Source organism: Demequina salsinemoris (assembly GCF_000974805.1).
Classification (GTDB): Bacteria; Actinomycetota; Actinomycetes; order Actinomycetales; family Demequinaceae; genus Demequina; species Demequina salsinemoris.
The window spans coordinates 467,914-490,994 of record NZ_BBQZ01000002.1 but is presented as its reverse complement, the minus strand read 5'-3'; the positions used below and the strand labels follow the sequence as shown (position 1 = coordinate 490,994).

20 protein-coding genes are annotated in these 23,081 nt (G+C 71.1%); 1 reads left to right on the top strand and 19 read right to left on the bottom strand.

The genetic code is table 11. The annotated features are described in order from the left end of the window. Position 1 precedes the first annotated feature (1 nt). From AOP78_RS05815 to AOP78_RS05805, 3 genes are read right to left on the bottom strand one after another with little or no spacing between them, the layout of a single operon-like run. Positions 2-1,660 (bottom strand): glycoside hydrolase family 36 protein, encoded by a 1,659-nt coding sequence (locus AOP78_RS05815; protein WP_062202268.1) that lies wholly within the window; start codon positions 1,658-1,660, stop codon positions 2-4. Continuing rightward, positions 1,657-4,791: a glycoside hydrolase family 2 TIM barrel-domain containing protein gene (locus AOP78_RS05810; protein WP_083979857.1), complete on the bottom strand. Its 3,135-nt coding sequence runs from the start codon at positions 4,789-4,791 to the stop codon at positions 1,657-1,659. Before AOP78_RS05810 ends, AOP78_RS05815 begins: the two co-directional genes overlap by 4 nt. After that, on the bottom strand, positions 4,788-6,134 hold the full coding sequence (locus AOP78_RS05805) for a glycoside-pentoside-hexuronide (GPH):cation symporter (RefSeq protein ID WP_062202266.1): 1,347 nt from the start codon (positions 6,132-6,134) through the stop codon (positions 4,788-4,790). The genes AOP78_RS05810 and AOP78_RS05805 overlap by 4 nt, the downstream gene beginning before the upstream one ends. Positions 6,135-6,622: 488 nt before the next feature. Here AOP78_RS05805 and AOP78_RS05800 point away from each other — a divergent pair, with 488 nt between their 5' ends. Further along, positions 6,623-6,958, top strand: coding sequence for an RNA polymerase-binding protein RbpA (locus AOP78_RS05800; RefSeq protein WP_062202265.1), 336 nt, complete (start codon positions 6,623-6,625; stop codon positions 6,956-6,958). 97 nt (positions 6,959-7,055) lie between these two features. On the opposite strand, the gene AOP78_RS05795 is transcribed toward AOP78_RS05800, so the two are convergent. The 16 genes from AOP78_RS05795 to rpe form a co-directional block, all read right to left on the bottom strand. Continuing rightward, positions 7,056-8,645 carry an HNH endonuclease gene (locus AOP78_RS05795; RefSeq protein WP_062202264.1) on the bottom strand — a complete coding sequence of 530 codons (1,590 nt, stop codon included), beginning with the start codon at positions 8,643-8,645 and terminating at the stop codon, positions 7,056-7,058. Positions 8,646-8,775: 130 nt separating this feature from the next. Next, entirely contained in the window at positions 8,776-9,531 is a 756-nt protein-coding gene (locus AOP78_RS05790; protein WP_062202263.1) for a polyprenol monophosphomannose synthase, read from the bottom strand. After that, positions 9,525-11,063 carry an apolipoprotein N-acyltransferase gene (gene lnt, locus AOP78_RS05785; protein ID WP_152659423.1) on the bottom strand — a complete coding sequence of 513 codons (1,539 nt, stop codon included), beginning with the start codon at positions 11,061-11,063 and terminating at the stop codon, positions 9,525-9,527. Before lnt ends, AOP78_RS05790 begins: the two co-directional genes overlap by 7 nt. A 101-nt stretch (positions 11,064-11,164) precedes the next feature. Further along, positions 11,165-13,897 (bottom strand): DEAD/DEAH box helicase, encoded by a 2,733-nt coding sequence (locus AOP78_RS05780; RefSeq protein ID WP_062202261.1) that lies wholly within the window; start codon positions 13,895-13,897, stop codon positions 11,165-11,167. A 9-nt stretch (positions 13,898-13,906) separates the two neighbouring features. Next, positions 13,907-14,872, bottom strand: coding sequence for a diacylglycerol/lipid kinase family protein (locus tag AOP78_RS05775; RefSeq protein ID WP_062202260.1), 966 nt, complete (start codon positions 14,870-14,872; stop codon positions 13,907-13,909). After that, positions 14,869-15,633 (bottom strand): twin-arginine translocase subunit TatC, encoded by a 765-nt coding sequence (gene tatC / locus AOP78_RS05770; RefSeq protein WP_062202259.1) that lies wholly within the window; start codon positions 15,631-15,633, stop codon positions 14,869-14,871. Before tatC ends, AOP78_RS05775 begins: the two co-directional genes overlap by 4 nt. Before the next feature lie 34 nt (positions 15,634-15,667). After that, positions 15,668-15,880 (bottom strand): Sec-independent protein translocase subunit TatA, encoded by a 213-nt coding sequence (tatA, locus tag AOP78_RS05765; RefSeq protein ID WP_062202258.1) that lies wholly within the window; start codon positions 15,878-15,880, stop codon positions 15,668-15,670. A gap of 40 nt (positions 15,881-15,920) precedes the next feature. Further along, the gene (locus AOP78_RS05760) at positions 15,921-16,847 is read right to left on the bottom strand and encodes a helix-turn-helix transcriptional regulator (RefSeq protein WP_062202257.1); all 927 of its coding nucleotides are present in this window, start codon (positions 16,845-16,847) and stop codon (positions 15,921-15,923) included. After that, positions 16,840-17,802: a helix-turn-helix transcriptional regulator gene (locus AOP78_RS05755; protein ID WP_062202256.1), complete on the bottom strand. Its 963-nt coding sequence runs from the start codon at positions 17,800-17,802 to the stop codon at positions 16,840-16,842. The genes AOP78_RS05760 and AOP78_RS05755 overlap by 8 nt, the downstream gene beginning before the upstream one ends. Then, complete coding sequence (hisG, locus tag AOP78_RS05750) at positions 17,803-18,645, bottom strand: ATP phosphoribosyltransferase (RefSeq protein ID WP_062202255.1); 843 nt, start codon at positions 18,643-18,645, stop codon at positions 17,803-17,805. Between the two features lie 11 nt (positions 18,646-18,656). Next, the gene (locus AOP78_RS05745; RefSeq protein WP_062202254.1) at positions 18,657-18,920 is read right to left on the bottom strand and encodes a phosphoribosyl-ATP diphosphatase; all 264 of its coding nucleotides are present in this window, start codon (positions 18,918-18,920) and stop codon (positions 18,657-18,659) included. Between the two features lie 128 nt (positions 18,921-19,048). Next, positions 19,049-19,513 (bottom strand): 6,7-dimethyl-8-ribityllumazine synthase, encoded by a 465-nt coding sequence (ribH, locus tag AOP78_RS05740; protein ID WP_062202253.1) that lies wholly within the window; start codon positions 19,511-19,513, stop codon positions 19,049-19,051. After that, the gene (locus AOP78_RS05735; RefSeq protein WP_062202252.1) at positions 19,510-20,751 is read right to left on the bottom strand and encodes a bifunctional 3,4-dihydroxy-2-butanone-4-phosphate synthase/GTP cyclohydrolase II; all 1,242 of its coding nucleotides are present in this window, start codon (positions 20,749-20,751) and stop codon (positions 19,510-19,512) included. The genes ribH and AOP78_RS05735 overlap by 4 nt, the downstream gene beginning before the upstream one ends. After that, positions 20,748-21,341 (bottom strand): riboflavin synthase, encoded by a 594-nt coding sequence (locus AOP78_RS05730; RefSeq protein WP_062202251.1) that lies wholly within the window; start codon positions 21,339-21,341, stop codon positions 20,748-20,750. The genes AOP78_RS05735 and AOP78_RS05730 overlap by 4 nt, the downstream gene beginning before the upstream one ends. Beyond that, a complete protein-coding gene (gene ribD / locus AOP78_RS05725) occupies positions 21,341-22,330 on the bottom strand; it encodes a bifunctional diaminohydroxyphosphoribosylaminopyrimidine deaminase/5-amino-6-(5-phosphoribosylamino)uracil reductase RibD (protein ID WP_083979855.1) in 990 nt (329 codons plus the stop codon). Before ribD ends, AOP78_RS05730 begins: the two co-directional genes overlap by 1 nt. 58 nt (positions 22,331-22,388) lie before the next feature. Then, on the bottom strand, positions 22,389-23,078 hold the full coding sequence (gene rpe, locus AOP78_RS05720) for a ribulose-phosphate 3-epimerase (protein WP_062202249.1): 690 nt from the start codon (positions 23,076-23,078) through the stop codon (positions 22,389-22,391). Positions 23,079-23,081: the final 3 nt, after the last annotated feature.

The window sequence follows — 23,081 nt, the reverse complement described above, 5'->3', positions numbered from 1 at the left end:
CTCACTCCCCCGTGATGACGCGACCGGTCCTGTCGCCGAGCGCCACACGGAACGACCCGGCATCGGTGGTCATGGAATCGATCATGCCCTCCCTGGACTGCTCGAGGATCCGCGCCGCACCGGGCGGGTCCCAGGTTGCGAGCAGCGCGGCTGTCTCGGAGTCGTAATCGGCGATGTCGTCGCTCACGAAGACCAACGACCCCAGCGTCGTGTTGACGGCGTGGAGCGTGCGGCGCTCGGCGTCGGTGAGCTTGGAGCCGCTCGTGCGCAGGATGACGACGTCCGGATCATTGCCGAACCACGTCCCGTCCATCCAGGCGCGCGCGATCGTGCTGCGCATCGAGGACACGCTCGACACCCGCTCGCGGTAGTGGATCCGCCGCTGCGCGTGGTCCTCCCACTGCGCGGCCACGTCGGCACCGATGCGGCAGTACTCGACCAGGCCGGCGGCGCTCACGAGCGGCACACCGCAGCCCAGGATCTGGGCGTCGCCCGTCCAGGCCCTGAGCAGACCCATGGCGCGCCGCATGCGCTGAGCGCGCGTCATGCCGGGCCTCGCGTCGAGTGCCGCGGCGTACAGGAAGTCGAGCTTGAGCAGCCCGAAGCCCCACTCACGGGTCGCCGCAGTGAACACCTTCTCGAGGTACGCGAGCACGTCGTCCTGGAACAGATCGAGCGCGTAGAACGTGCCCTTCCAGCCGCCGTTCCATCCCGCGGGCACGCGCTTGCCAGCCTCGTCTCGCAGCACCCACTCGGGGTGCTCGCGGATGAGGTCGCTGTTGCCCGCGGCGACGAACGGCGCGAGCCAGAGCCCCGGGAGCATGCCCTGCGTTCGCGCGGCCGCGGCGAGGGGTGCGACCCCGTCAGGGAAGCCCTCAGCGAAGTCGAGCCAGTCACCCACGTGGGTCTGGAAGCCGTCGTCGATCTGGAAGACGTCGAAGCGGATGTCGGACTCGGCGAGCGTCTCGATCTCCCCCAGGAGCGACTCGGCGTCGATGTCGCCGTAGTAGCGGTACCAGCTGGTCCACCCGGTCACGGGAGGGGCCGGACGCGGCGTGCTCGTCGTGGCCGCCCACGCGCGCAGCAGCGCGGGAGCGGACGTCCCGGTGCGGGACTCGAGCCACGCGACCCGCGCGGTCCCGCCGGGCGCGATCCGCCATCCGGCGACGTCCACGATGGCACGGATGGATGCATCGTCCTGTGCGGCGCCGTGGACCTCGAGGATCGTGAACACGTCGGAGCCGACGCGCGATCCCCACAGGCGCGCGACGCCGTCGGCCTGAACCGCGAGAACCTCGTGAGAGCACTCGGCCTCGAGATCGCGCCTCTCGGGAGCGATGCCGAGGTCGCCCATCTGCTGAAGCTTCCACAGGCGCCCGACGCGATTGAGCCGCTTCCTGCGCGCCTCGAGCGGCCTCACCTCCGACTGCGACCAGCTCTGATACCCGTTGAGCCAAGCGAGGTCTCCCTCGCGCACCCGCGCCGGGAACTCGATGACGAGATGGTCGAGCTCGAGGCCCTCGGGCCCCGCGGTGACGTCGACCCACAGCTCGCCGTCACCCTCATCGAAGCCGCGTGCGCCCACGTGCACGATCGACTCCGACGCGCTCACTGAGCGGACGGAGCCACCCTCGCGCACTCCCAGGGTCCAGGCGGTCATCGTTCGGTCCTCTCGATCAGCCAGTCGGTGCGCCAGGTGATGCCGGGCGCGAGCATGCCCTCGGGCTGCAACCGTGCCTCGCCTGGCTTGTCTCCGCCGACGCCGCGCTGTGCGACGTCCAGGCACAGGGTCGCGGGCCCGCGGGTCGGGAGCTCGTCGGCGTAGTCGGCCCGCGCCAGCGCCGCCTGGCTATAGGGCCGCACGGAGGCCTCGAAGGGCTGGCCCCCGATGCGGGTGAAGCGCAGCCCGAGGTCGTCGGCGAGCAGCTCGAGCGACTCGAGATCCGTGCGGTTGCCGTTCTCCTGAGGACGCGGATACGGGTGGTGCATCGCCTCGACGCTCGCCTCCCACGCGCCGAGCGCCGTTCCGGAGCGCCGGTCGCGGTGGCTCTCCCCCGGCCCACGCCCCAGCCACGCCACGCGGTCGAAGCGCTCGTCGAGCGTGCCGGCGAGCCCAAGCCTGAACAGCGGACGATGCGACAAGGCCTCGAGCGAGAGCCGCACGCCGGTCGCGGCGCCGGCCAGCGCGAGACGGATGTCCGTGCCCCTGATGCGCCAGCGTAGCGAGATCGCGTCATCGACCGTGGCCTGCCTCACCCTCGCTCTGCTGCCAGCGCGGCGCCAGCGCGCCCAGTCCGACACGTGGTCCAACGCGGGGGCGAAGTTGCCCAGATTGCGGTCGTTGTCTGTCGCGGCACGCCACAGGTTCAACGTCAGCGGCGCCGCGAGCAGCTCCTCGCCCCCCAGGACCAGCGAGGTCACCGCTCCGCGATCGAGGTCGACGAGCACTCGGTCGGCGCCGCGCTCGAGCGCCGCACGGTCACCCGCGCGCCGCGCGGTCCACCCGTGGGAAGCCGCCACGGAGCCCGCGGGCGCGGGCCCGGTGGACGCGGTGTTTTGGGGCGCGGAGACCGCAGGCACGACGGCGGCGTCCGAGGAGTCGCCGACGCGTGCCAGCTCGAACTGCTCCCACGCGACGACATGGCCAGCCTCGGCCCACGCCGACGCGTCCCGCGTGCACAGCTCGACCGTCAGGACCCATAGACCGGGACCCTCGGCGTCCACGGCGGGAAGCGCGACCGAGCGCGCCTGTCCGGGGGCGACGATCGCATCGTCCACGTCGCCATCGGCGACGACTCGGCCATCGCGCTCTACCCTCCAGCTCAACCTCAGCCCGGCCAGGTCGTCGAAAGCGTGCCTGTTGGTCAGCACGACGCCGTCCACGGTGCGCGAGATCACGACGTGCTGGTAGACCTTCGCGAGCTCGGCGTACGCCGGGTGCGGCGTCCGGTCGGACGCGACGATCCCGTTCGCGCAGAACCACCCGTCGGTCGGCTTCTCGCCGAACGCGCCACCGTAGGCGCGACGGACGCGGCCGTCGGGCAACGTCATGTCGATGGTCTGGTCCACCCACTCCCACACGAAGCCGCCCGCCCACCGGTGGTAGCGGTGGAAGTTCTCGACGTGCGCGGCGGCGTTGCCGAAGCTGTTCTCCATCGAGTGCAGGTACTCGCATGCGATCACGGGACGGCCCGCGTACTGCGCGGCGGTGAAGCCCTTCGTGTCGGCGGCCAGGGCATTCATGATGCGCTCGAGCGGCGCGACCGTGATGTCGCGGCCCTCGCCGATGGTCTCCTCGAGCTGCGGGTCGGGATACATGAGCGACAGCACGTCGGAGGTCTCGAGCGTCGTGTCGCCCTCGTAGTGCACGGGCCGGGTCGCGTCGAGCGCGAGCACCGCGCGCTTGGCCTCGTGGAAGGCCTCGCCGTCGCCGGCCTCGTTCCCGAGCGACCACATGATCACGCTCGGATGGCTGCGCGAGCGGCGCACCATCGCCTCGACCCGGTGCACGACCGACGGACGCCACTCAGGGCGGTTGCCCGGGATGCCGCGCCGCCGCACGCCGTGGGACTCCACCTCGGCCTCGTCCATGACGTACAGGCCGTGCTCGTCGCACAGGCGGTAGATCTGATCGGGGTTCGGGTAGTGGGACAGGCGCAGCGCGTTGACGTTCGCGCGCTTCATCAGGACGATGTCGTGCTCGCGGACGTCGGCAGCGACGTCCCAGATGCGGGTCGGGTGGAAATCGTGGCGGTTCACGCCGTGAAGGACGATCGCCCGGCCGTTGACCCGTAGCTCCTCCCCCACGATCTCGACCCTCCGGAACCCGATGCGCAGGCGGCGGCCATCCACGGCGCCGTCGGGCGCGGTCGTAGTGACCGTCAGGTCGTGCAGCGCCGGGTTCTCCGCGCTCCAGGCCTGCACCTTCAGTCCGCTCAGCTGCAGCGTCGTCGTCCCCTGGCCGAGGCGTCGCTGCTCCATCTCGACGCCGTCGAGCGCCACGACGCAGTCGCCATCGCCACCCTCGATCTCAAGGGTCAGCGAGCCGAGGCCGGTCTCGACGTCGAGGTCGGTCGTCGCCGCGACGTCCCACGGGGCGTGGGCGGGCTCGGACTCGAGCCAGACGTCGCGCGTGATGCCCGACAGGAACCACATGTCCTGGTCCTCGAGGAACGTCCCGGTCGAGTAGCGGTGCACGATGACCACGACCGTGAGTTCGGCGCCGGGCCGTGCGACGTCGGTGAGGTCGAAGGCGGCGCCCGTCATCGACCCCTCGGAGTAGCCGACGAGCGCGCCGTCGATGACAAGGTGGAACGCGGACTTCACGCCCTCGAAGCGCAGCGTGATGCGCGCGCCGTCCCATTCCTCGGGTACGACGACACGGCGGCGGTACACCCCGGTCGGGGTGTCGTTCCGATCGATCGTGCCGAGCCTGCGCCCCCGCGCGCCGATCGCGGGCGGGAAGCGGAAGGCCAGGTAGTACGGCGTGCCGAAGCCGTTGAGCTCCCACAGCCCGGGCACCTCGAGGGACTCCCAGGCGTCGTCGGGGGCGGCGAGCGCCGCATCGTCCAGTCGCGCTTCGGCCCACGTCGGCGACCAGCGGAATGACCAGGTGCCCCTGAGGGAGACCCGCTCGATCGTGTCTCCGTCTCCGCGTTCGGCCCGCTGCGGCAGGCGGCCGTAGCCGATGACCTCGGGGTCATCGACGTCAGCACGAATCCTCTCGACGTCGAGACTTCCCCCAGTTGTCGTTGCCACGGCACCCGCGGCGCGATCACTGCGCAGGCTCATGCGACCGCCTCGGGCTCGGCCTCGCGTGCCTCGAGCTCGGCCACGATCTCGGCGTGGCGCTTCTCGTCGAGGCGGTACCAGATCAACGGCACGAGGGCGAGGACGCCGACGATGCCGGGGATGATCGTCATGGTGTTGTGCAGACCGTCGAGCGTGGCCGCGCTCTGGTCCTGGTTCGCCACGTAGCCGAACGCCGCGAGCAGCGCGAGCGCGAACGATGCGCCCACACCGGACGACACCTTGGTCTTGAAGATGTTGCTCGAGAACACGAGACCCTCGGTGCGTCGGCCCGTCTTCCACTGCCCGTACTCGACCGTGTCCGTGAGCATCGAGACGAGCGAGATGTTCGTGATGCCGTAGCCGAGCCCGGTGATGGCGATCCAGCCGATGATGGGCGTGAGCGAGCCGTAGCCGTTGAGCCAGGCGCCGACGGACGAGGCGGACGTGATCGTGATGCCGACGAAGACCGCGTTGCGCTTGCCCAGTCGCCCGGCGAGCACGGGGCTCAGCAGCGAGCCCGCGAGCGTGGTGATGGCGAAGACTCCCACGAGCATCGGCACCATGTCCTCGGCGTCGTAGTTGTACGTGAGGTAGTACACCGGGATGATGTTGCGCATCGTGAAGGCCACCTCGGTGAGGAACATCGCGGCCAGCAGGAGCAGCAGCGGCTTGTTCTGGGCGAACAGTCGCCCCATCTCGGGCAGGCGGTAGCGGTGCGACACGGGCGCCTCGGCGCGCTCCTTGACCTTCGCGAAGGTGATCCAGGTGAGCGCGACCGCGGTCACGGCGTAGAGCACCGCGACGATCTGCCAGCCCTGCCGATCGCCGTTGAACGAGAAGAGCGCCACGAGCGGCAGCGTGATGATGTTGACGCCGATGTAGCCGACGTTGGCCAGCGTGCGCGGCACCATGACGAGCGACGTGCGGTCCCGCGTGTCTGAGGTCAGCGCGGCCGACATGGACCAGTAGGGCACGTCCATCACGGTGAAGGACAGGCCCCACAGCAGGTAGCTGACGTACGCGAGGACGAGCGTCGTGGTCGTGTTGAGGGACGGGATCGAGAACGCGGCGATGGTCAGCACCGCCAGCACCGGGGGCCCGAAGAGCAGGTAGGGCCGGAAGCGACCCCACCGCGTGTGGGTGCGGTCGACGATCATGCCCATGACGGGGTCGGCCATCGCGTCGACGATGCGCACGACGAAGAACAGGACCGACGCCGAGGCTGCGGCGATGCCGACGACCTCCGTGTAGTAGACGGCCAGGTACGTCGCGACGAACCCGTACACGATGTTGTTGCCCAGGCTCCCCCACCCGTAGGCCAGCTTCGTCTTCCAGCTGATCATCGTCGTACTCCCTCTCTGGCGCTCCGTCGCGCTCGTGCGGTGACCGCGGTGTCACCTTGTGACAGAAAATAGCACACGTGTGACATTTTCTGAAAGGCCCGTGCGGAATGCGGCCCGCGGAGTGTGCGCTCGCGCCCGGGTCGCGGCGCGTGCTGGTGCGCACCGAGCGCAGGCCCGAGCGCAGGCCCGAGCGCAGGCCCGAGCGCAGGCCCGAGCGCAGTCCGCACCAACGAGGCGCTGCGCGCGCCGATCTGACGCCTTGCCGTTCACCCTGTCGTTCACCCTGTCGTTCACCCCTCCGCGGGACCCTCCGCGGGACCCTCCGCGGGACCCGTCGTTGGGCCCCTTGTTCGGCGCGCCATCGGCGGCGCCGTCTGCCACCATGGGAAGTGGCGGCACGGAGCGACACCGCCTGGAACATCAGGTGCGTCGCATTCGTTGCTGCTGTGAGCAGGCACCATCCCCGTCTGCTGGAGAGGGAGGCTGACATGGCCGATCGCGCACTACGAGGAATGCGGCTGGGAACCCAGTCGCTCGAGTCCATCGAGAACGCCGAGCTCGCGGCCCGCCGCGAGGTCCACTACGACTGCCCCAACGGGCACGTCCTCATGTTCCCCTTCTCCGTGGAGGCCGACGTGCCGCTCTCGTGGGAGTGCCACTGCGGCTCTCTCGCGCTGCTGCGGGACGGCGAGCAGCCCGAGGCCAAGGAGGAGAAGACGGCGCGCACCCACTGGGACATGCTCCTGGAGCGCCGCACCATCCCCGAGCTTGAGGAGCTCCTCGAGGAGCGGCTCGAGTACCTGCGCAGCATGCGGGCCTCCTGAGCGGAGACTGAACGACGCACGAGCGGCGTCCACCCTCGCGGTGGGCGCCGCTCGTTGCATGCGCGAGAGATCCTCGGGGTCGACGACCGAGACGACGTCATGCTGCGAGGTCCAGTGCTGCCCGGCCTCCGAGTCGGGGTGTGCGGGTGGCGTCGACGTGTCGCGGTGGGATGAGCCAGACCTGGTGTTCACGGATCTCGATGCCCCAGCCGTCGCGGTGCACGTCGTGGTGACAGGACGTGCACAACAGCACGCCGTTGGCGACGTCGGTCGGGCCTGAGTCGCGGTCCCACCAGCGGATGTGGTGGGTCTCGCACCAGTCGGGCGGGGCATGACACTTCGCGCAGCCGCCGTCACGTTCTACCAGGTACATCGCCTGTGCCCGCGTGAAGAGCCGTCGCTTGCGTCCCCAGTCGAGGACCTCGCCGGCGCCTCCGAGCACGGCGGGGATCACCTCAGCATCCGCGGCGAGCTGACGCGCCGTCGCGACAGACACGGGAGTGTCCATGCCGTCGACGTCCGCAACGCCCTCACCCGCCTGAAGATCTGCAAGGGTCATGCGCACCACGACGGTGGTCTTCACGCCCGTATGAGAGGCCTCGCAGCCCGCACCATGACGGGCCAGGGCGACGAGCGCATCGGCACGCATCTGCGCCGCGCTGCTCCGCTCGAAACCCTCGTGCCGCTCGAAACCACTTCCGCCCTCGAAACCATCAGAGCCCGCCCCGCCGGCGAGCCCCCAATCCAGGACGCTCCCACCCGCACCGGTGCCGTCCGCTCCTAGCCCGTCCGCGTCACCGCCCGCACCCGCGCCCTGCGAGCTCTTGTCGCGCTGCTGGTGGAAGCCGGAGCGCACGTAGCCGTCCAGGAACGCCTTGATCGGAGCGGCGGACGCGGGATCGAGCACCGCAGTCAGCCTCCACGACCCGTCAGGCTTGGCCGTCAGCGTCGCGGACCGCTGCTCACGCGCACGATCCTCTCGCCTCTTGAGCTCGTCGGGCTTCACACGGGCCTCGGCGGCCGCGACCATCCGCCTCACCTGCACCAACGGCAGACCCTTCGCCTTCGCCACCGCATCACGCTCGAAGACCGCCAACTCCTCGTCGTCAAGAACCTCGGCGACACGCACCAACGCCCGACCGATCACATCTCCCGCCTCGACCGACAGCTCCATCCGACGCAAAGCCTCGGCCAGCACAGGAAACACCGGCCCGTCAGGCATGTCCGCCTCATCGCCACCACACGCCTCACCCGAGGCCCCAGGCCCGGCGCCACCTTCGTCGTCCCCCTGCGCCCGCGCCCGCGCCGCCGCCTCCTCGGCCCGAGCCCGAGCCTCCTCGGCACGCCTGGCCCGCTCCGCATCGTCCATGACCTTGCCCACCCGAGCCTGCCGGCCAGCCTCGGCCGTCGACCCGCCAGACATCGACGCGACGAACCCCTCCGCCGACCCGAACCCCTGCCCACGAGCAAACCCCACACCCTCATCGACATCGGAACGACGGAACGTCTCAGCCACCAGCCGCGAAGACTCGACATCGAGCTCGCGCCGCACCGCCCACAACTGCTCCTGCCGCACCAACAGCTCCCGCTGCGACCACGACTCCACCCCATCGACGAGCACACGCAAGGCAGCCAACCCCGCCCGCACCTGGGCGAACGCCGCGCCCATCTCGTCGTCTGAACTCATTCGCACAGTCCATCACAGGGGTGTGACAAATAGGACAAACGGGATGGCGACTGGGGTGACCCGCGCACGCGCGCGGCCTGGGGAGGCAGGGTCTGCGCGACGTCAGCGCCCGTCAGGAGCCTGCGGGAGCTCAGCCCCCGAGGGCCTTCCGCTCCCGCCGCTCGGCGCCGGACACCTGGCGCCAACGCCGCGTGAAGCCCCACGCGGTGGTCTTGAGGAGCGCCTCGCGGATGATCGCGCCGCTCATCTTGGACGTGCCCTGGGCCCGCTCGACGAACTCGATCGGGACCTCGAGCACCGTGCCTCCGGCCTGGAGCACGTGCCAGCACATGTCGATCTGGAAGCAGTAGCCCTGCGACTCGACCGTGTCGAGGTGGAGGCGACGCAGGATGTCGGCGCTGTAGGCACGGAAGCCGGCGGTCGCGTCCCGGACGTGGATGCCGAGCGCGAGCCGCACGTACGTGTTGGCGCCGGTCGACAGCAGCTCTCGCCGCTTGGGCCAGTTCCTCACCGAACCGCCCGGCACCCACCGTGAGCCGATCACGAGATCCGCGTCAGGGGTGCGGGCCAGGAGGCGCGGCAGATCGCCGGCCTGGTGCGAGCCGTCGGCGTCCATCTCCACGAGCACGTCGTAGCCGCGCTCAAGCCCCCACGCGAAGCCCGCGCGATACGCGACGCCGAGACCCTGTTTGCCGGGCCGGTGCAGCACGTGCAGCCGCGGGTCGACCGCGGCGACGGAGGCCGCCCACTCCCCCGTGCCGTCCGGGGACGCGTCGTCGACGACGAGGATGTCGACGTCCGGCGCGTGCTCGCGCACGCCCTCCACCTGCGCGGGCAGCGACTCACGCTCGTTGTAGGTGGGGATGATGACGAGCGTCCTCACCATTCGTACCTCTCCCTCAGCCTGCGCGACACCGCGCTCGCCGTGAGCGCCCCGGCGCCGATCAGGACCCCCCATGCTATCCACCCGCCGAACCGCACCGCAGGCGTGATCTCCGTGCGCAGCCCTACCGAGTCGAGCATGTGCTCGGCCGTGAAGAGGTCCGTCTCCTGGAGCACCTTGCCGTCGGGGGCGATGATCGCCGACACGCCGACCGTGGAGTCCTGGATCGTGTAGCGGCCGGTCTCGATCGCCTTGATCCGCGACATCTGGAGCTGCTGGGTGCTCTCCGCGGTGTGGCCGAACGTCGCGTTGTTCGTCTGGACGACGAGCAGCTCCCCGCCGTCCGCGATCGCCTCGCGCACCACGTCGTCCACCGCGACCTCGAAGCAGATGACGGTGCCGAGCGTGACCACCCTGTCGAGCGACGGGACGGCGAACTGCATGGTCGCGGGCTCCGTTCCCGGGAGCATGTCGACGCTCACGCGGTCCACGTCGGCCGAGAACAGGCGCGCGAAGTCACGCATCGGGATGTACTCGGCGAACGGCACCGGCCGCTGCTTGATGTACGAGTCCAGCACGGTCCCGCTCTGGGACCACAGCAGGGACGTGTTGTAGCGGCCCTCGTCCGACGAGTAGTCGACCGTGCCGAGCAGGAGCGGCGCGCCCGCGGCCTGTGCGACGGACGTCGCGACCTCGGCCGACTCATCGTCCGTGCGCGGGTCGATGTCCGCGGCGTTCTCGGGCCAGATCACGAGGTCGATGTCGAAGCCCTCGACGTCGGCGACCTCGATCGCGACCATGGACTCGTCGCCGTGGTTGTTCAGGACCTCGCGCGCCTGTGAGAAGGAGTCGAGGCCGCGATCGGGCACGTTTCCTTGGATGACGGCCACGTTGAGGTCGCCGTCGGTGTCGCGCGTGTCTAGCGGCACGAGGCCGCCGACCATCACGACCGCGATGCCCAGCACGGGCGCGGCCGCGGCCTGGATGACCTTGCGGCCCACTCCGCGCTCGACCGCGATGCCGAGGAAGGCGCCGGCCACGGCGACCGCGAATCCGATCAGTGGCACCCCGCCGAGCCATGCGAGCCGCGCTACCGGCGCATCGGCCATGGCGAAAGCGACGCGCCCCCACGGGAACCCGTCCCAGGGGACCACAGACCGCAGCTGCTCGAACCCGGTCCAGAGCAGGCCGAACGCGATGGGACCGGCGAGCAGCCCCTCGCCGAGCATCCCGCTGCGCCGCACGTGCGCCCACGCGGCGCCGAGCAGCCCCCACGCGAGCCCCTCGGCGATCGAGAGCGCGGCCCAGGGGATCACCTCGGTGGCGACGTAGGCCCACCAGACGTGTGGCGCGAAGAAGGCGATGCCGTAGAGCCAGCCGAGTCCGAGCCCGCCCCACGCACCGACGTCGCGCAGGGCCCACCACAGCCCGCCGATCGACACGAACGCGAGCGGCCACCAGCCCAGGTCCGGGAACGCGGCGGCCATCGCCAGGCCGGACGCAACAGAGACGAGGATGTTCCACTGCGTTCTCACGCGGACAGCCTATGCGCGCGCGGGAGGCCCGCATGCACGCCTCGCCGCGCCAGGACGCGACGGAGTGCCGCCGGGTCAGGACGCAATGGAGCGTCGCCACGTCAGTACGCGACGACGCCTCGCCGCATCGCGGTGATGGCCGAGCGAGCGCGGGTGCGGAGCGTCTCGGTGGGCGCGACGTCGGCGATCTGGTCGAGCGCGTCGATCACCTGCTTGCACCACCTGACCATGTCGCCGGGCGCGATGTCGGAGCCGGCGAGCACCGTGTCGAGCGACTTGCCCTGGGCCCAGCCGTGGATCGGGCCGACGATGCCCCACGCGGGCGCCGGCAGCTCGCCGAGGCGGTGCTCCTCCTGAAGGTCCGACACGCGCGACCAGACCCGTACGGTCTCCTGGAGCGCGCGACCGAGCGCACCGTGCTGCCCTCCGGGGATGCGGGGCGTGCGCAGCTCGTCCTCACGGCGCGCGTTGTAGATGAGCGTCGACGCGGCCGCGGCGAGCGCGGGCGCCTGGAGCTCGTTCCACGCGCCGGTGCGCAGGCACTCGGCGATGACGAGGTCGTTCTCCGAGTACAGGCGCCGCATCATCTCGCCCTCGGGCGTGACCTCCCACTCGGCGGTGTCGCGCACGAGGTAGCCGAGCGAGGCGAGCACGTCGCAGCGGCGGTCGAACACGCGCGCGATCGATCCGGTGGCCCGCTGGATCTCGCCGACGACGCGATCCTTGTCCCGCATCGTCCTGAAGTAGCGCTCGGCCCACCGCGCGTGATCCTCGCGCTCGGGGCACGCGTGGCACGGGTGGCCCTGCATGCGCTGGCGCAGACGGGTGATCTCGGCGTCGGGCGTGTGCGGGGCGGCGGACTGGCCGCGGCGCGAGGGAGCCTCGAACGTGCCCTTCGCCTGCGCGACCACCTGGCCGAGCTCGCGGCGCTGGCGCGCGTCGCGGTGGTCGAACCGACGCGGGACCTTGACCGCGCCGACGACGTCGAGACCGTGGTGCAGCTCGTTGATCGCGAGGCGGAACTGACGGCCCTCATCGGTGATCACGACGGGCCGGGGCTGCTCGAGCCGGTCGTCGGGCACGACGACGACGGCCACGCCCGCGCGCCTGCCTCCGCCGATGCGCACGACGTCTCCGCGCGACAGCCCTGCGAGCGTCTCCGCGGTGGCCTCGCGCTTCTTGCGCTGGACGGCCTTGGACTGCCCCTTCTGAAGCCGGTTCAGGTCGTGGCGCAGCCTGGCGTACTCCATGAAGTCGCCGCGGTCGCACTCGACGGCCTCGCCGTAGCCCTCGAGCGTGCGTTCGAGCTCCTGGGCGCGACGTGCCTTGCCGACGACCGACTGGTCGGCCTGGAACTGCGCGAACGACATCTCGAGCACCTCGCGTGCCCGCTCGGCGCCGACCGTGTGCACGAGGTTGACCGCCATGTTGTACGACGGCTGGAACGAGCTCATGAGCGGGTACGTGCGCCGCGACGCGAGCGAGCCCAGCTGACGCACGTCCAGCCCGGGGTGCTCGACGACGACCGCGTGACCCTCGACGTCGATGCCGCGCCGTCCCGCGCGACCCGTCAACTGCGTGTACTCGCCCGCGGTGAGGTCCTTGTGCCCCTGGCCGTCCCACTTGACGAGCTTCTCGAGCACGACGGAGCGCGCGGGCATGTTGATGCCGAGCGCGAGCGTCTCGGTCGCGTAGACGACCTTGATGAGCCCCCGCCTGAACAGCTCCTCGACGATCTCCTTGAACAGCGGGATCATCCCGGCGTGGTGCGCGGCGATGCCGGCCTCGAGGTGGTCGCGCCAGTGGAGGAACCCGAGCGCGCCGAGGTCCTCGGAGGGCACTCCCCCGACGCGCTCCTCGATGAGGGCCGCGATCTCGCGCCGCTCGTCGTCGGTCGTGAGCGTGAGGCCCGACGCGCGCACCTGGTCCACCGCGTCCTCGCAGCCCGCGCGGGAGAACACGAAGACGATCGCGGGCAGCAGTCCCTGGCGGTCGAGCTGGTCGACGACGGCGAAGCGCGGCGGGCTGCGCCGGGCCCTCCCCCGCCGTCCGCCGACGACATGCTTGCCGCGCGGCCCCTCGGACTGCGCGTGGCGCCGCAGGATCGCCTCGACCTCGGGGTTGATCCGCGGGTTCGGCCCGGGCTCCTGGGCGTTGACGCCCGGCGCGTAGAGGTCGAACATGCCCTCGCGGATCAGCACGTGGGGCCACAGGGGAACGGGACGATGCTCGCTCACCACGACCTTGGTGTCGCCGCGGACCTCGGACAGCCAGGCGCCGAACTCCTCGGCGTTGGACACGGTCGCGGACAGGGCGATCACCGAGGTCATCTGGTCCAGGTGGATGATGACCTCCTCCCAGACGGAGCCGCGGAAGCGGTCAGCGAGGTAGTGGACCTCGTCGAGGACGACGACGCCGAGCCTGTCGAGCGTCGAGGAGCCCGCGTAGATCATGTTGCGGACCACCTCGGTGGTCATGACGACGATGTCGGCATCGGGGTTGACCGAGGTGTCGCCGGTGAGCAGGCCGACCGCCGAGTCGCCGTAGACCGCACGAAGGTCCTGGTACTTCTGGTTCGAGAGGGCCTTGATGGGCGTCGTGTAGAAGGCCTTGAGGTTGTGGTTGTACGCGTGCCTGATCGCGTACTCGCCGACGAGGGTCTTGCCAGCGCCCGTGGGGGCCGCGACGAGGACCGAGCGTCCCTCGGCCACCGCCTCGCACGCCTCGCGCTGGAACGGGTCGAGCGGGAAGGACAGCGACTCCTCGAACTCGACCAGGTCGCCGTGCCGGTTCCTGCGTCGTGAGGCGGCGTACCGCTCCGCCGGTGTGCTCATGCCTCCAGGCTACCGAGGCGTGGCGCCCAGGACGCGCAGTGCGCGCGGGACGACCTCGACTGTCAGGGGTCCTCCGCCCACGAGCTCGCCGTCGGCGAAGGCCGGCGGGAGCGGCAGTCCCGCGTCCGGGTCGTGGGAGAGGGAGACCCGCTTCGCCCGGACGATGCGGACGCGGGGGTCGTCGAGGTGGGTCCCCTTCCCGAGGGCGGCGAACAACGGCAGGATCTGCCGGGGCGTGAGCCCCTCGGCGACGACGAGCTCGAGCTCACCGTCCACGAACGAGGAGTGCGGCGACAGCGGTAGCCCTCCGCCGAACAGCGGCCCGTTCGCGACCGCGACGAGCGTGCACGACTGCGACCAGCTCTCCCCGTCGGCCTCGATCCTCACGCCGTAAGGGCGGAAGCGCGGCAGCTCCTGCAGCACGGCGACCCGGTACTTGAGCGAGCCGCGGGGCCACGTCATGACGCGCGCGCGTGCGGCGACGGCGGCGTCGATGCCCGCGGAGGCGATGGCGAGCACGTAGCGGGGTGTCGAGGGGTGCTCGATCGCTGGTCCGGTCACGGCGGCGACGTCGAGCGGGACGGGTCCGTGGTCGCCAGGCCGGCCCTCGCCCGACGTGGCCGAGCGTAGCGCGTCGTCGATCGCGGCGACGGAGGCCGCGACGTCGTGCACGGGCAGGCTCAGCGCGGCCGCGAGATCGTTGCCCGAGCCCACGGCGACGATGCCGAGTGGCAGCTCGTGCTCCGCACACGCCTGGACTCCGAGGTGGACCATCCCGTCCCCGCCCACGACGACGAGGGCGTCGAGAGAGTCCCGATGGCGCAGGGCGCTGTCAAGGGAGGCCGCCCACGAGCCCGACGTCAGGTCGTGCAGACGGTGGCCGCGCGCGGCGAGGGCGGCGAGGGTCTCGACGCCGGCCTTGGCTCCCCTGCCCGAGCCCGAGGTCGGGTTGGTGATGACGCCGAGCGAGCTCACAGGCTCGTCTCCGCCTCCGCGTCGTCGTCCAGGGCGGGGCGCTTGCGGGCACGCTGGCGCTCTCGAGCGAAGCCGACGCCGATCGCGACGAAGTACAGGATCGTCATCGGCGTCGCGAGGAGCATCATGGTGACGGCGTCGGGCGTGGGCGTCATGATCGCGGCGGCGAGCGCGATGATGAGCACCGCCCATCGCCAGCCCTTGAGCCACACGCGCGCGGGCACGATCTTGGCCCACGTCAGCGCGACCATGAGCACGGGGAACACGAAGGCGAGCCCGAAGGCGAGGATCAGCCGCATCGCGAACGTGAGGTACATCTGCGCGTCGAGCACGTTGGCGGCGCCCTCGGGCGTGAAGCCCACGAGGATCGACACCGCCTGCGGGATCACGAGCCAGGCCATCGCGACGCCGGTGAAGAAGAGGGGCACCGCGACGCCCATGAAGCCGATCGTGTAGCGACGCTCCACCTGGCGCATGCCGGGGGCGACGAAGGCCCACAGCTGGTACAGCCACCACGGCGAGGAGATGATCGCGCCCAGGATGATCGCGACCTTGAACTGCATGTCGAGCGCCGACGCGAGGCCCCCGAAGTTCACGGTGACGAGCGCATCGTCCCTCTCAGCGAGGTCGATCACCGGCGCCTGAAGCGCCTCGTAGACGGGGGTGTAGAGGAACCATCCGACGACGGTGCCGATGATGAGGCCCACCGCGGCCAGGATGAGGCGCTTGCGGAGCTCGAGCAGGTGGTCGCGCAAGGACATCCGCGCGTCGGGGTTCGCCGAGCGGCGACCGCCCCTACTTGCCACTGGTGTCGCCGGAGTCGGCGTCGGTCTCCTTGCTGGAGGCGTCGGTGGCGGAGTCATCGGAGGTGAGCGACTTCGTCTCCTCCTTGAGGATGCGAGCCGACTTGCCGAGCGAGCGCGCGAACTCGGGGAGCTTCGGCGCGCCGAACAGGATCAGGACGATCACCGCGATGATGATCCACTCTTTGGCTCCGAAGCTACCCATGATCTCTCCCTCGCTTACTTGCCCGCCCAGTGTAGCCGCGTCAGGAGGGGGCGATGACCTGCCCCGCGAGAACGGCCTCGGCGTGGCGCGCGAGCGCCTCGCGCAGCGGCGCCGGCTCGACCGAGCGCAGCGCGGGCCCGACGGCCAGCAGGCGTGCCGCGGCCCAGTCGACGTCGGAGACCGAGAAGTCCGCGACCACGTCCTCGCCGTCGTCGACGATCCGCGCGTTCGGGAAGTCCTCGAAGGCCCAGCGGGCGCCGCGCCGCGCGACCACGCGCGCCTCGAGGCGCGCCTCGAGCGAGAATCCGAGGCCTTCGGGCGCCGACCTCACGATCGGATCGTCCGTGACCTCCGCGGAGACGATGCGGTCCAGCCGGAGCGTGCGGTAGTCACCCGCACGCCGGCACCAGCACTCGACATAGCCGAGCCCGTCGATGCTCACCAGGCGGTGGGGCTCGATCACGCGCTCGCTGCGGCGGTCCTGAGCGTCGACATAGTCGACCCGCACCGCGAGTCCAGCGTCGAGGCCCTCACGCACGGGCTGGACCCGGTCCCGATCGACCTCGGAGACCGGCACCACCTCGAGCGGCGCAAGGGACACGGCCTCACGCAGCTTGGACAGCGCGCTCTCCGCGGCCGCAGGGGCGGCGCCCGACTCGACGAGCGTGCCGAGCGAGCCGAGCAGCGCGACGGCCTCGCGGGCGTTGAGCTTGACCTGGGTCAGACCCTGCGCGTCCCACAGGCGCGCGACCTTGCGCTCGAGAGCGTCGGGGTCGAAGTCGAGGTACTCGTCGGGCATGCCATCGGGCTTGCCCGTGACGAAGAGCAGGTTGATGTCCTGCTCGATCCGCTTCGCGGTCACGCCGAACAGCTCCCCGAGCTCCTCGAACGTCGCCTCGTCCCGGTGCTGGAGCAGCGACACGATCGACAGGAGCCGCGTGACGCGGGCCAGAGCCTTCTCAGCCACGGGACACCTCCAGCGCCGCACGCGCATGCGCGACGACCTGCTCGGCGAGCTCCGTGGGCTCGACGATGCGTGCCGCTCCGCTCAGTGCGAGGATCTCCTCGCGCAGGGCGTCCGCGTGCCGGTAGTCGACCCTGATGAGGTCCCAGTCGCCGTCCTGCCCGATCGGGGTGCCGCGCACGCGCAGCGCGTGCGCGGTCTCGGGGCGCGCCGCCACCACGGCCGTCCCGCCCTGCTGGGGCGAGAACGCCTCCGGGCGCTCGGTCGGGATCTCATACGACTGCTGGGGGCCGGTCGCCTTGACGTCGCCCTGGATGCGGGACAGGCGGAACGTCCGCGGTCCCTCGCGGACGGTGTCGAGGCCCTGGAGGTAGAGCGCGCCGCCGCGCGCGAGCAGGCGCCACGGCTGGACCGAGCGTCCCTGCAGGCCCGAGGTGGAGGACGAGTAGTCGAAGCGAACGGCGCGCCGCTGCTCGATCGCGTCGAGGAGCACGCCGACGGCGGCGCCTGCCGCGCGCGAGCGCCCCGCGGAGAGCACCCGCTCCCCCGCCCCCGCGCCGGTGCCCGAGGACACCTTCGTGAGGGCCTGTCGCGCATCGTCCCCGAGCGTCGCGTCCTCCCAGTAGGCGCTCGCGACCGACAGGACCGCGATCTCCGCGGCCGTGAGGTCGAGCACCGGGAACGCGGCGTCCGCGCTGTCGATGCGGTAGCCGAGCACGTTGGCGTGGGCGTCCTCGACGGTCAGGAGCGGGATTCCGAGCCGGCGCAGGTCGTCCTTGTCGCGCTCGAACATCCGCTCGAAGGCGTCGTCGGACCTCTTGAGCTCATCCTCGGAGGCGCCCTTCGGCACGGGGGTGTAGCCCTCGACGGTCGCGCGGATCGCCTCCCTGGACATCGTGCGTCGCGTGTCCGTGAGCGCGACGATCAGGTTGAGCAGGCGAGCCGTCGCGTCCGCCATCTAGACGCGCACCGCCAGCAGCTCGGTCGTGATGATCGCGCGTGCGCCCACCGCGTAGAGCTGGTCCATGATGTGGTTCATCTCGATGCGCGGGATCATGACGCGCACCGCCGAGCCGTCGGAGCCGTGCAGCGGCGAGACCGTGGGGCCCTCGAAGCCGGGGGTGACGGCGAGCGCGTCGGCCAGGCGATCCGCGGCGACGTCGTAGTCGACCATGACGTACTGGCGGGCCATGAGCACGCCGCGGAGTCGGCCGACGAGCACGGCGATCTCCTCGTCCGTCGTCTCGGGGCCCTTGATGAGGATCGCCTCGGACTTGAGGATCGGGTCGCCGAAGATCTCGAGGCCGGCCGCGCGCAGCGTCGTGCCGGTGGAGACGACGTCGGCGACGACGTCGGCGACGCCCAGGCGCACCGACGACTCGACCGCTCCGTCGAGGCGGACCACGTCGGCCTCGACGCCGAAGGACTTGAGGTGGTGCTTGACGAGGCGCGGGTACGAGGTCGCGACGCGCTTGCCCTGCACGTCCTCGACCGAGCCGGCGACGCCGGGCGCGGCTGCGTAGCGGAAGGTCGATCCGCCGAAGCCGAGCTCGAGGTGCTCGACCGCGGGGGCACCCGAGTCGAGCAGCAGGTCGCGCCCGGTGATGCCGGCCTGCACGGTGCCGGAGCCGACGTAGACGGCCACGTCGCGCGGACGCAGGAAGAAGAACTCGACGTCGTTGCGCGAGTCGACCAGCACGAGCTCGCGGGTGTCCCTGCGCTGCTTGTAGCCGGCCTCCTTGAGGAGCTGGGACGCGGGCTCGGACAGCGAGCCCTTGTTGGGTACGGCGATGCGAAGCACTGTTTCTCCGATTACAGGTAGCGGTAGACGTCCTCGAGGGACAGGCCCTTGGCGATCATCATCACCTGCGCGTGATAGAGCAGCTGAGAGATCTCCTCGGCGGTCTCCTCGTCCGACTGGTACTCAGCGGCCATCCAGGACTCGGCGGCCTCCTCGACGAGCTTCTTGCCGATGGCATGGACGCCCTTGTCCAGGAGGGCGACGGTGCCGGAGCCCTCAGGGCGCTCGGCAGCACGGGTGCTCAGCTCGGCGTACAGCTCTTCGAAGGTCTTCACGCGCACCACCCTAGCGGGGCGGAGCCGGGACCTGCGACAGCGGGTGACGCCGCGCGCCCCCCTCGCCTGGACGATGCCGTCGCGCCTGGTGGAGGAAGCGCCGCCTGGCGCGGGGACGATGCGACCCGCTACAGCGCGCGCAGCGTCAGGGCGGTCTGGAGCGCCGCCTCGACGGCCTCGGCTCCCTTGTCCTCGTCGGAGTCCGGCAGGCCGGCGCGGTTCAGGGCCTGCTCGACGGTGTCGACCGTGAGGACGCCGAATCCGACGGGCACGGCGTGCTCGCGCGAGACGTCGGTGAGGCCCTGCGTCACGGACTGGCACACGTACTCGAAGTGCGGGGTGCCACCTCGGATGACGACGCCGAGGCATGCGATCGCGTCGGCGCCGCGACGGGCGAGCGCCTCGGCCACGACCGTGAGCTCGACGGCCCCCGCGACGCGCGTCACACGGTAGCCGGCGCCGGAGGCCTCCGCGGCACGCACGGCGCCGTTCACGAGGCCGTCCATGATCTCGGTGTGCCAGGACGAGGCGACGATCTCGACCGTCAGGCCCGCCGCGTCGACCGTGATCTCGGGTGCGCCGTCTCCGCTCATGCGTCCTCTCCCAGCAGGTGACCCATCCGCTCCACCTTGGTGCGGCGGTAGAACTCGTTCTCGGGATGCGCGCCCACGTGGTGCGGCACCCTCTCCACGCAGGCGATGCCGGAGGCGCGCAGGCCCTCGATCTTCGCGGGGTTGTTCGTCATGAGGCGAATCTCGTCCAGCCCCAGGTCGTGCAGGATCGCCGCCGCCGCGCCGTACTCGCGCCGGTCGACGGGCAGGCCGAGGTCGGTGTTCGCGTCGACGGTGTCGCGGCCCTGGTCCTGAAGGCCGTACGCCTTGATCTTGGCGAGGATCCCGATGCCGCGACCCTCGTGGCCCGTCAGGTAGATGACCGCGCCGCCCTCCTCGACGATCCGCGCGATCGCCGCGTCGAGCTGCGGGCCGCAGTCGCAGCGCAGCGAGCCGAACGCGTCGCCCGTGAGGCACTCCGAGTGCACGCGCACGATCGGCACGATGCCGTCCTTCGGAGGCACGACCATCGCGACGTGCTCGTCGCCCGTGCGGGCGTCGCGGTAGCCGCGGACGGTGACCTCGCCGTGGACGGTGGGGAGGCGTGCCTCGCCCTCCATGAGCACGCGGTGCGGCTGCGGGGCCGCGGGCGCGGGCAGGTCGCCGACGTGGCGGCGGTACGCGATGAGGTCCGCGATCGTGAGGAAGACGAGGCCCTCCTTGTCCGCCAGCGCGGTCGCCGATCCCTGACGCATCATCGTGCCGTCGTCGTTGACGAGCTCGGCGATCACGCCGACGTGGGACACGCCGGCGAGCCGGCACAGGTCGACGGCGGCCTCGGTGTGGCCGGGACGATGCAGCACTCCCCCGGCGACGGCGCGCAGGGGAAGCACGTGGCCGGGACGGATGAACGCGTCCTCGCCGGCTTCGCCGTCGGCGAGCAGCTGGAGCGTGTGGTGCCGGTCCGCGGCGGAGATGCCCGTGGTGACGCCCTCGGCGGCGTCGACCGAGACGGTGTAGGCGGTGCGGCGCGGGTCCTGGCTCTGCGGGACCATGAGCGGGAGCTTGAGCGCGTCGGCACGGTCGCCCGTCATCGGCGCGCACAGATAGCCGGACGAGTGGCGGATGCCCCACGCGATCCATTCGACGGTCGCGCGCTCGGCGGACATGATGAAGTCCGCCTCGTCCTCGCGATCGTGCGAGTCGGCCACGAGCACGGGACGCCCCGCGCGGATGTCCTCGAGCGCGCGCTCGACGAGCGCGACCGTCTCCGCGGTCATGAGCGGGCCTCCAGCATCTTCTCGACGTACTTGCCGATCACGTCCACCTCGACGTTGGCGCGCGCGCCGACCTGCATGTCGCCGAACCCGGTCTCCGCGAGGGTCGTCGGGATGAGCGACACGGTCGCGAGGTCGCCCTCGAGCGCGGCCACGGTGAGCGACGTGCCGTTGAGGGCGATCGAGCCCTTGACGACGACGTACCGCTCGAGGTCGGCGGGGATGCGGAAGGTGAGGTCGGTCCACTCCGGCTGGGAGTCGCGCGCGACGAGCTCGGCCACGCCGTCGACATGACCCTGCATCATGTGGCCGCCGAGCCGTCCGTCAGGGCGCATGGCGCGCTCGAGGTTGACGCGCTGGCCGACCTCGAGGTCGGCCAGGGTCGTGGTCTGAAGCGTGACGCGCATGACGTCCGCGTCCCAGGTGTCGCCCGAGTGGTTCGCGACTGTGAGGCAGACGCCGTCGACGGCGATCGACTCACCGTGGACGAAGTCGCCGCCGAAGCCCGGCGAGGAGATCGCGATCCGAGACTGGGCGCCGTTGTCGGTGACGGCGGTGACCGTGCCGACCGACTCGACGATGCCGGTGAACATCAAGGTCCTTTCGTGAACACTGCTGTGACCAGGGTATCGGCGCCGAGGCGCGTCGCGGTCACGTCCGACCCTCTCAACGCCGCCGTCATGGTGCCGATTCCCAGGTCGCCGACCACGGTCGGCCCCGCACCGAGCAGGGCCGGCGCGATGTACGCGTGGACCTCGTCGATGAGGCCCTCGCGGAAGAAGGCGGAGGTGACGATCGCTCCGCCCTCGACGATGAGCGTGCGCACGTCCCTGCGCCACAGCATGTCGAGCACCTCGCGAGGGTCGTGCGTGCGTGCCGCGAGGACGTTGTCGTCGCGCCAGACCTTCGCGCCGGAGGTGTCGGCGAGGCCCATGACGACGCGCAGCGGCTGGTGGGGCGAGTGGATGCCTGGCGGCCGCGCGCTCAGGGCCGGGTCGTCGGTGCGCACCGTGCCCGTGCCGACGAGGATCGCGTCGGCGGCGGCGCGCGTGTGGTGCGCGTGACCGCGGGCCTGCTCGCCCGTGATCCAGAAGCTGGTGCCGTCGGCGGCCGCCGTGCGTCCGTCGAGGGTCTGCGCCCACTTGGCGATCACGTACGGGCGGCCGAGCTCCATGGCGCGCAGCCAGCGCGCGTTGAGCTCGCGCGCTCCCGGGTGCGGCACGAACTCGGCGTCGATGCCGCGGCCGCGCAGCACGTCTCCCCCGCCGGAGGCGTGGGGGTTGGGGTCCTCGACCCCGTAGATCACGCGTGACACGCCCGCCACGGTCAGCGCGTCGGCGCAGGGACCGGTGCGACCCGTGTGGGTGCACGGCTCGAGGGTCACGTAGGCGACCGCGCCGGCGACGTCCTCGCCCGCGGCTGCGGCCCTGGCGAGAGCGTCGGCCTCGGCGTGCGGCGTGCCCGCGCCCCGGTGCCAACCCTCGGAGAGCACGCGGCCATCGCGGTCGGTGATCACGCATCCCACGCGCGGGTTGGGTCCCCACAGGGGTCCCTGAGCGGCGAGGAGAACGGCGCGGTTCATCGCCGCCTCAGCGTCGAGGCGCGCGTCCGGGCTCAGCTCGTCGATGATCGGAGACCTCCTACGGGATCCGGTCTACCAGGCTCGCGCGGGAAGCGGCCTCCTGCGCGATCCGACGCAGCGACTCGACCTCCCCGGCGCGGTCCGCGGCGCCGAAGATCGCGGAGCCCGCGACCAGCATGTCGGCGCCGGCCTCGGCGACGATCGGCGCCGTCTCGCGGGTGACGCCCCCGTCGACCTCGATGCGCAGCGGGTGACCCGCCGCGGTGGCGGCCTCGCGCAGCGCGGTGACCTTCGGCATGGTGTGGTGCATGAAGGACTGGCCGCCGAAGCCGGGCTCGACCGTCATCACGAGCACCATGTCGAACTCGACGAGCACGTCGATGACGTGATCGACCGGCGTTCCGGGCTTGATCGCGACCGAGGAGCGCGCGCCGAGCGCGCGCAGGTCGCGCGCGATGCGCACCGGATCGGTCGCGGCCTCGAGGTGGAACGTGACCGACGTGGCTCCCGCCTCCGCGTAGCGCGGCGCCCAGTGGTCCGGGTTCTCGATCATGAGATGCGCGTCGACGGGCAGCGGCGAGACCTCGGCGAGCCTCTCCAGCACGGGCAGTCCGAGGGTCATGTTGGGCACGAAGTGGCCGTCCATGACGTCGACGTGGACCCAGTCGGCATTCGCGACGCTGTTGATCTCGGCCTCGAGATTGGCGAAGTCGGCCGACAGGATCGAAGGAGCGATCTGAATAGCCATGGC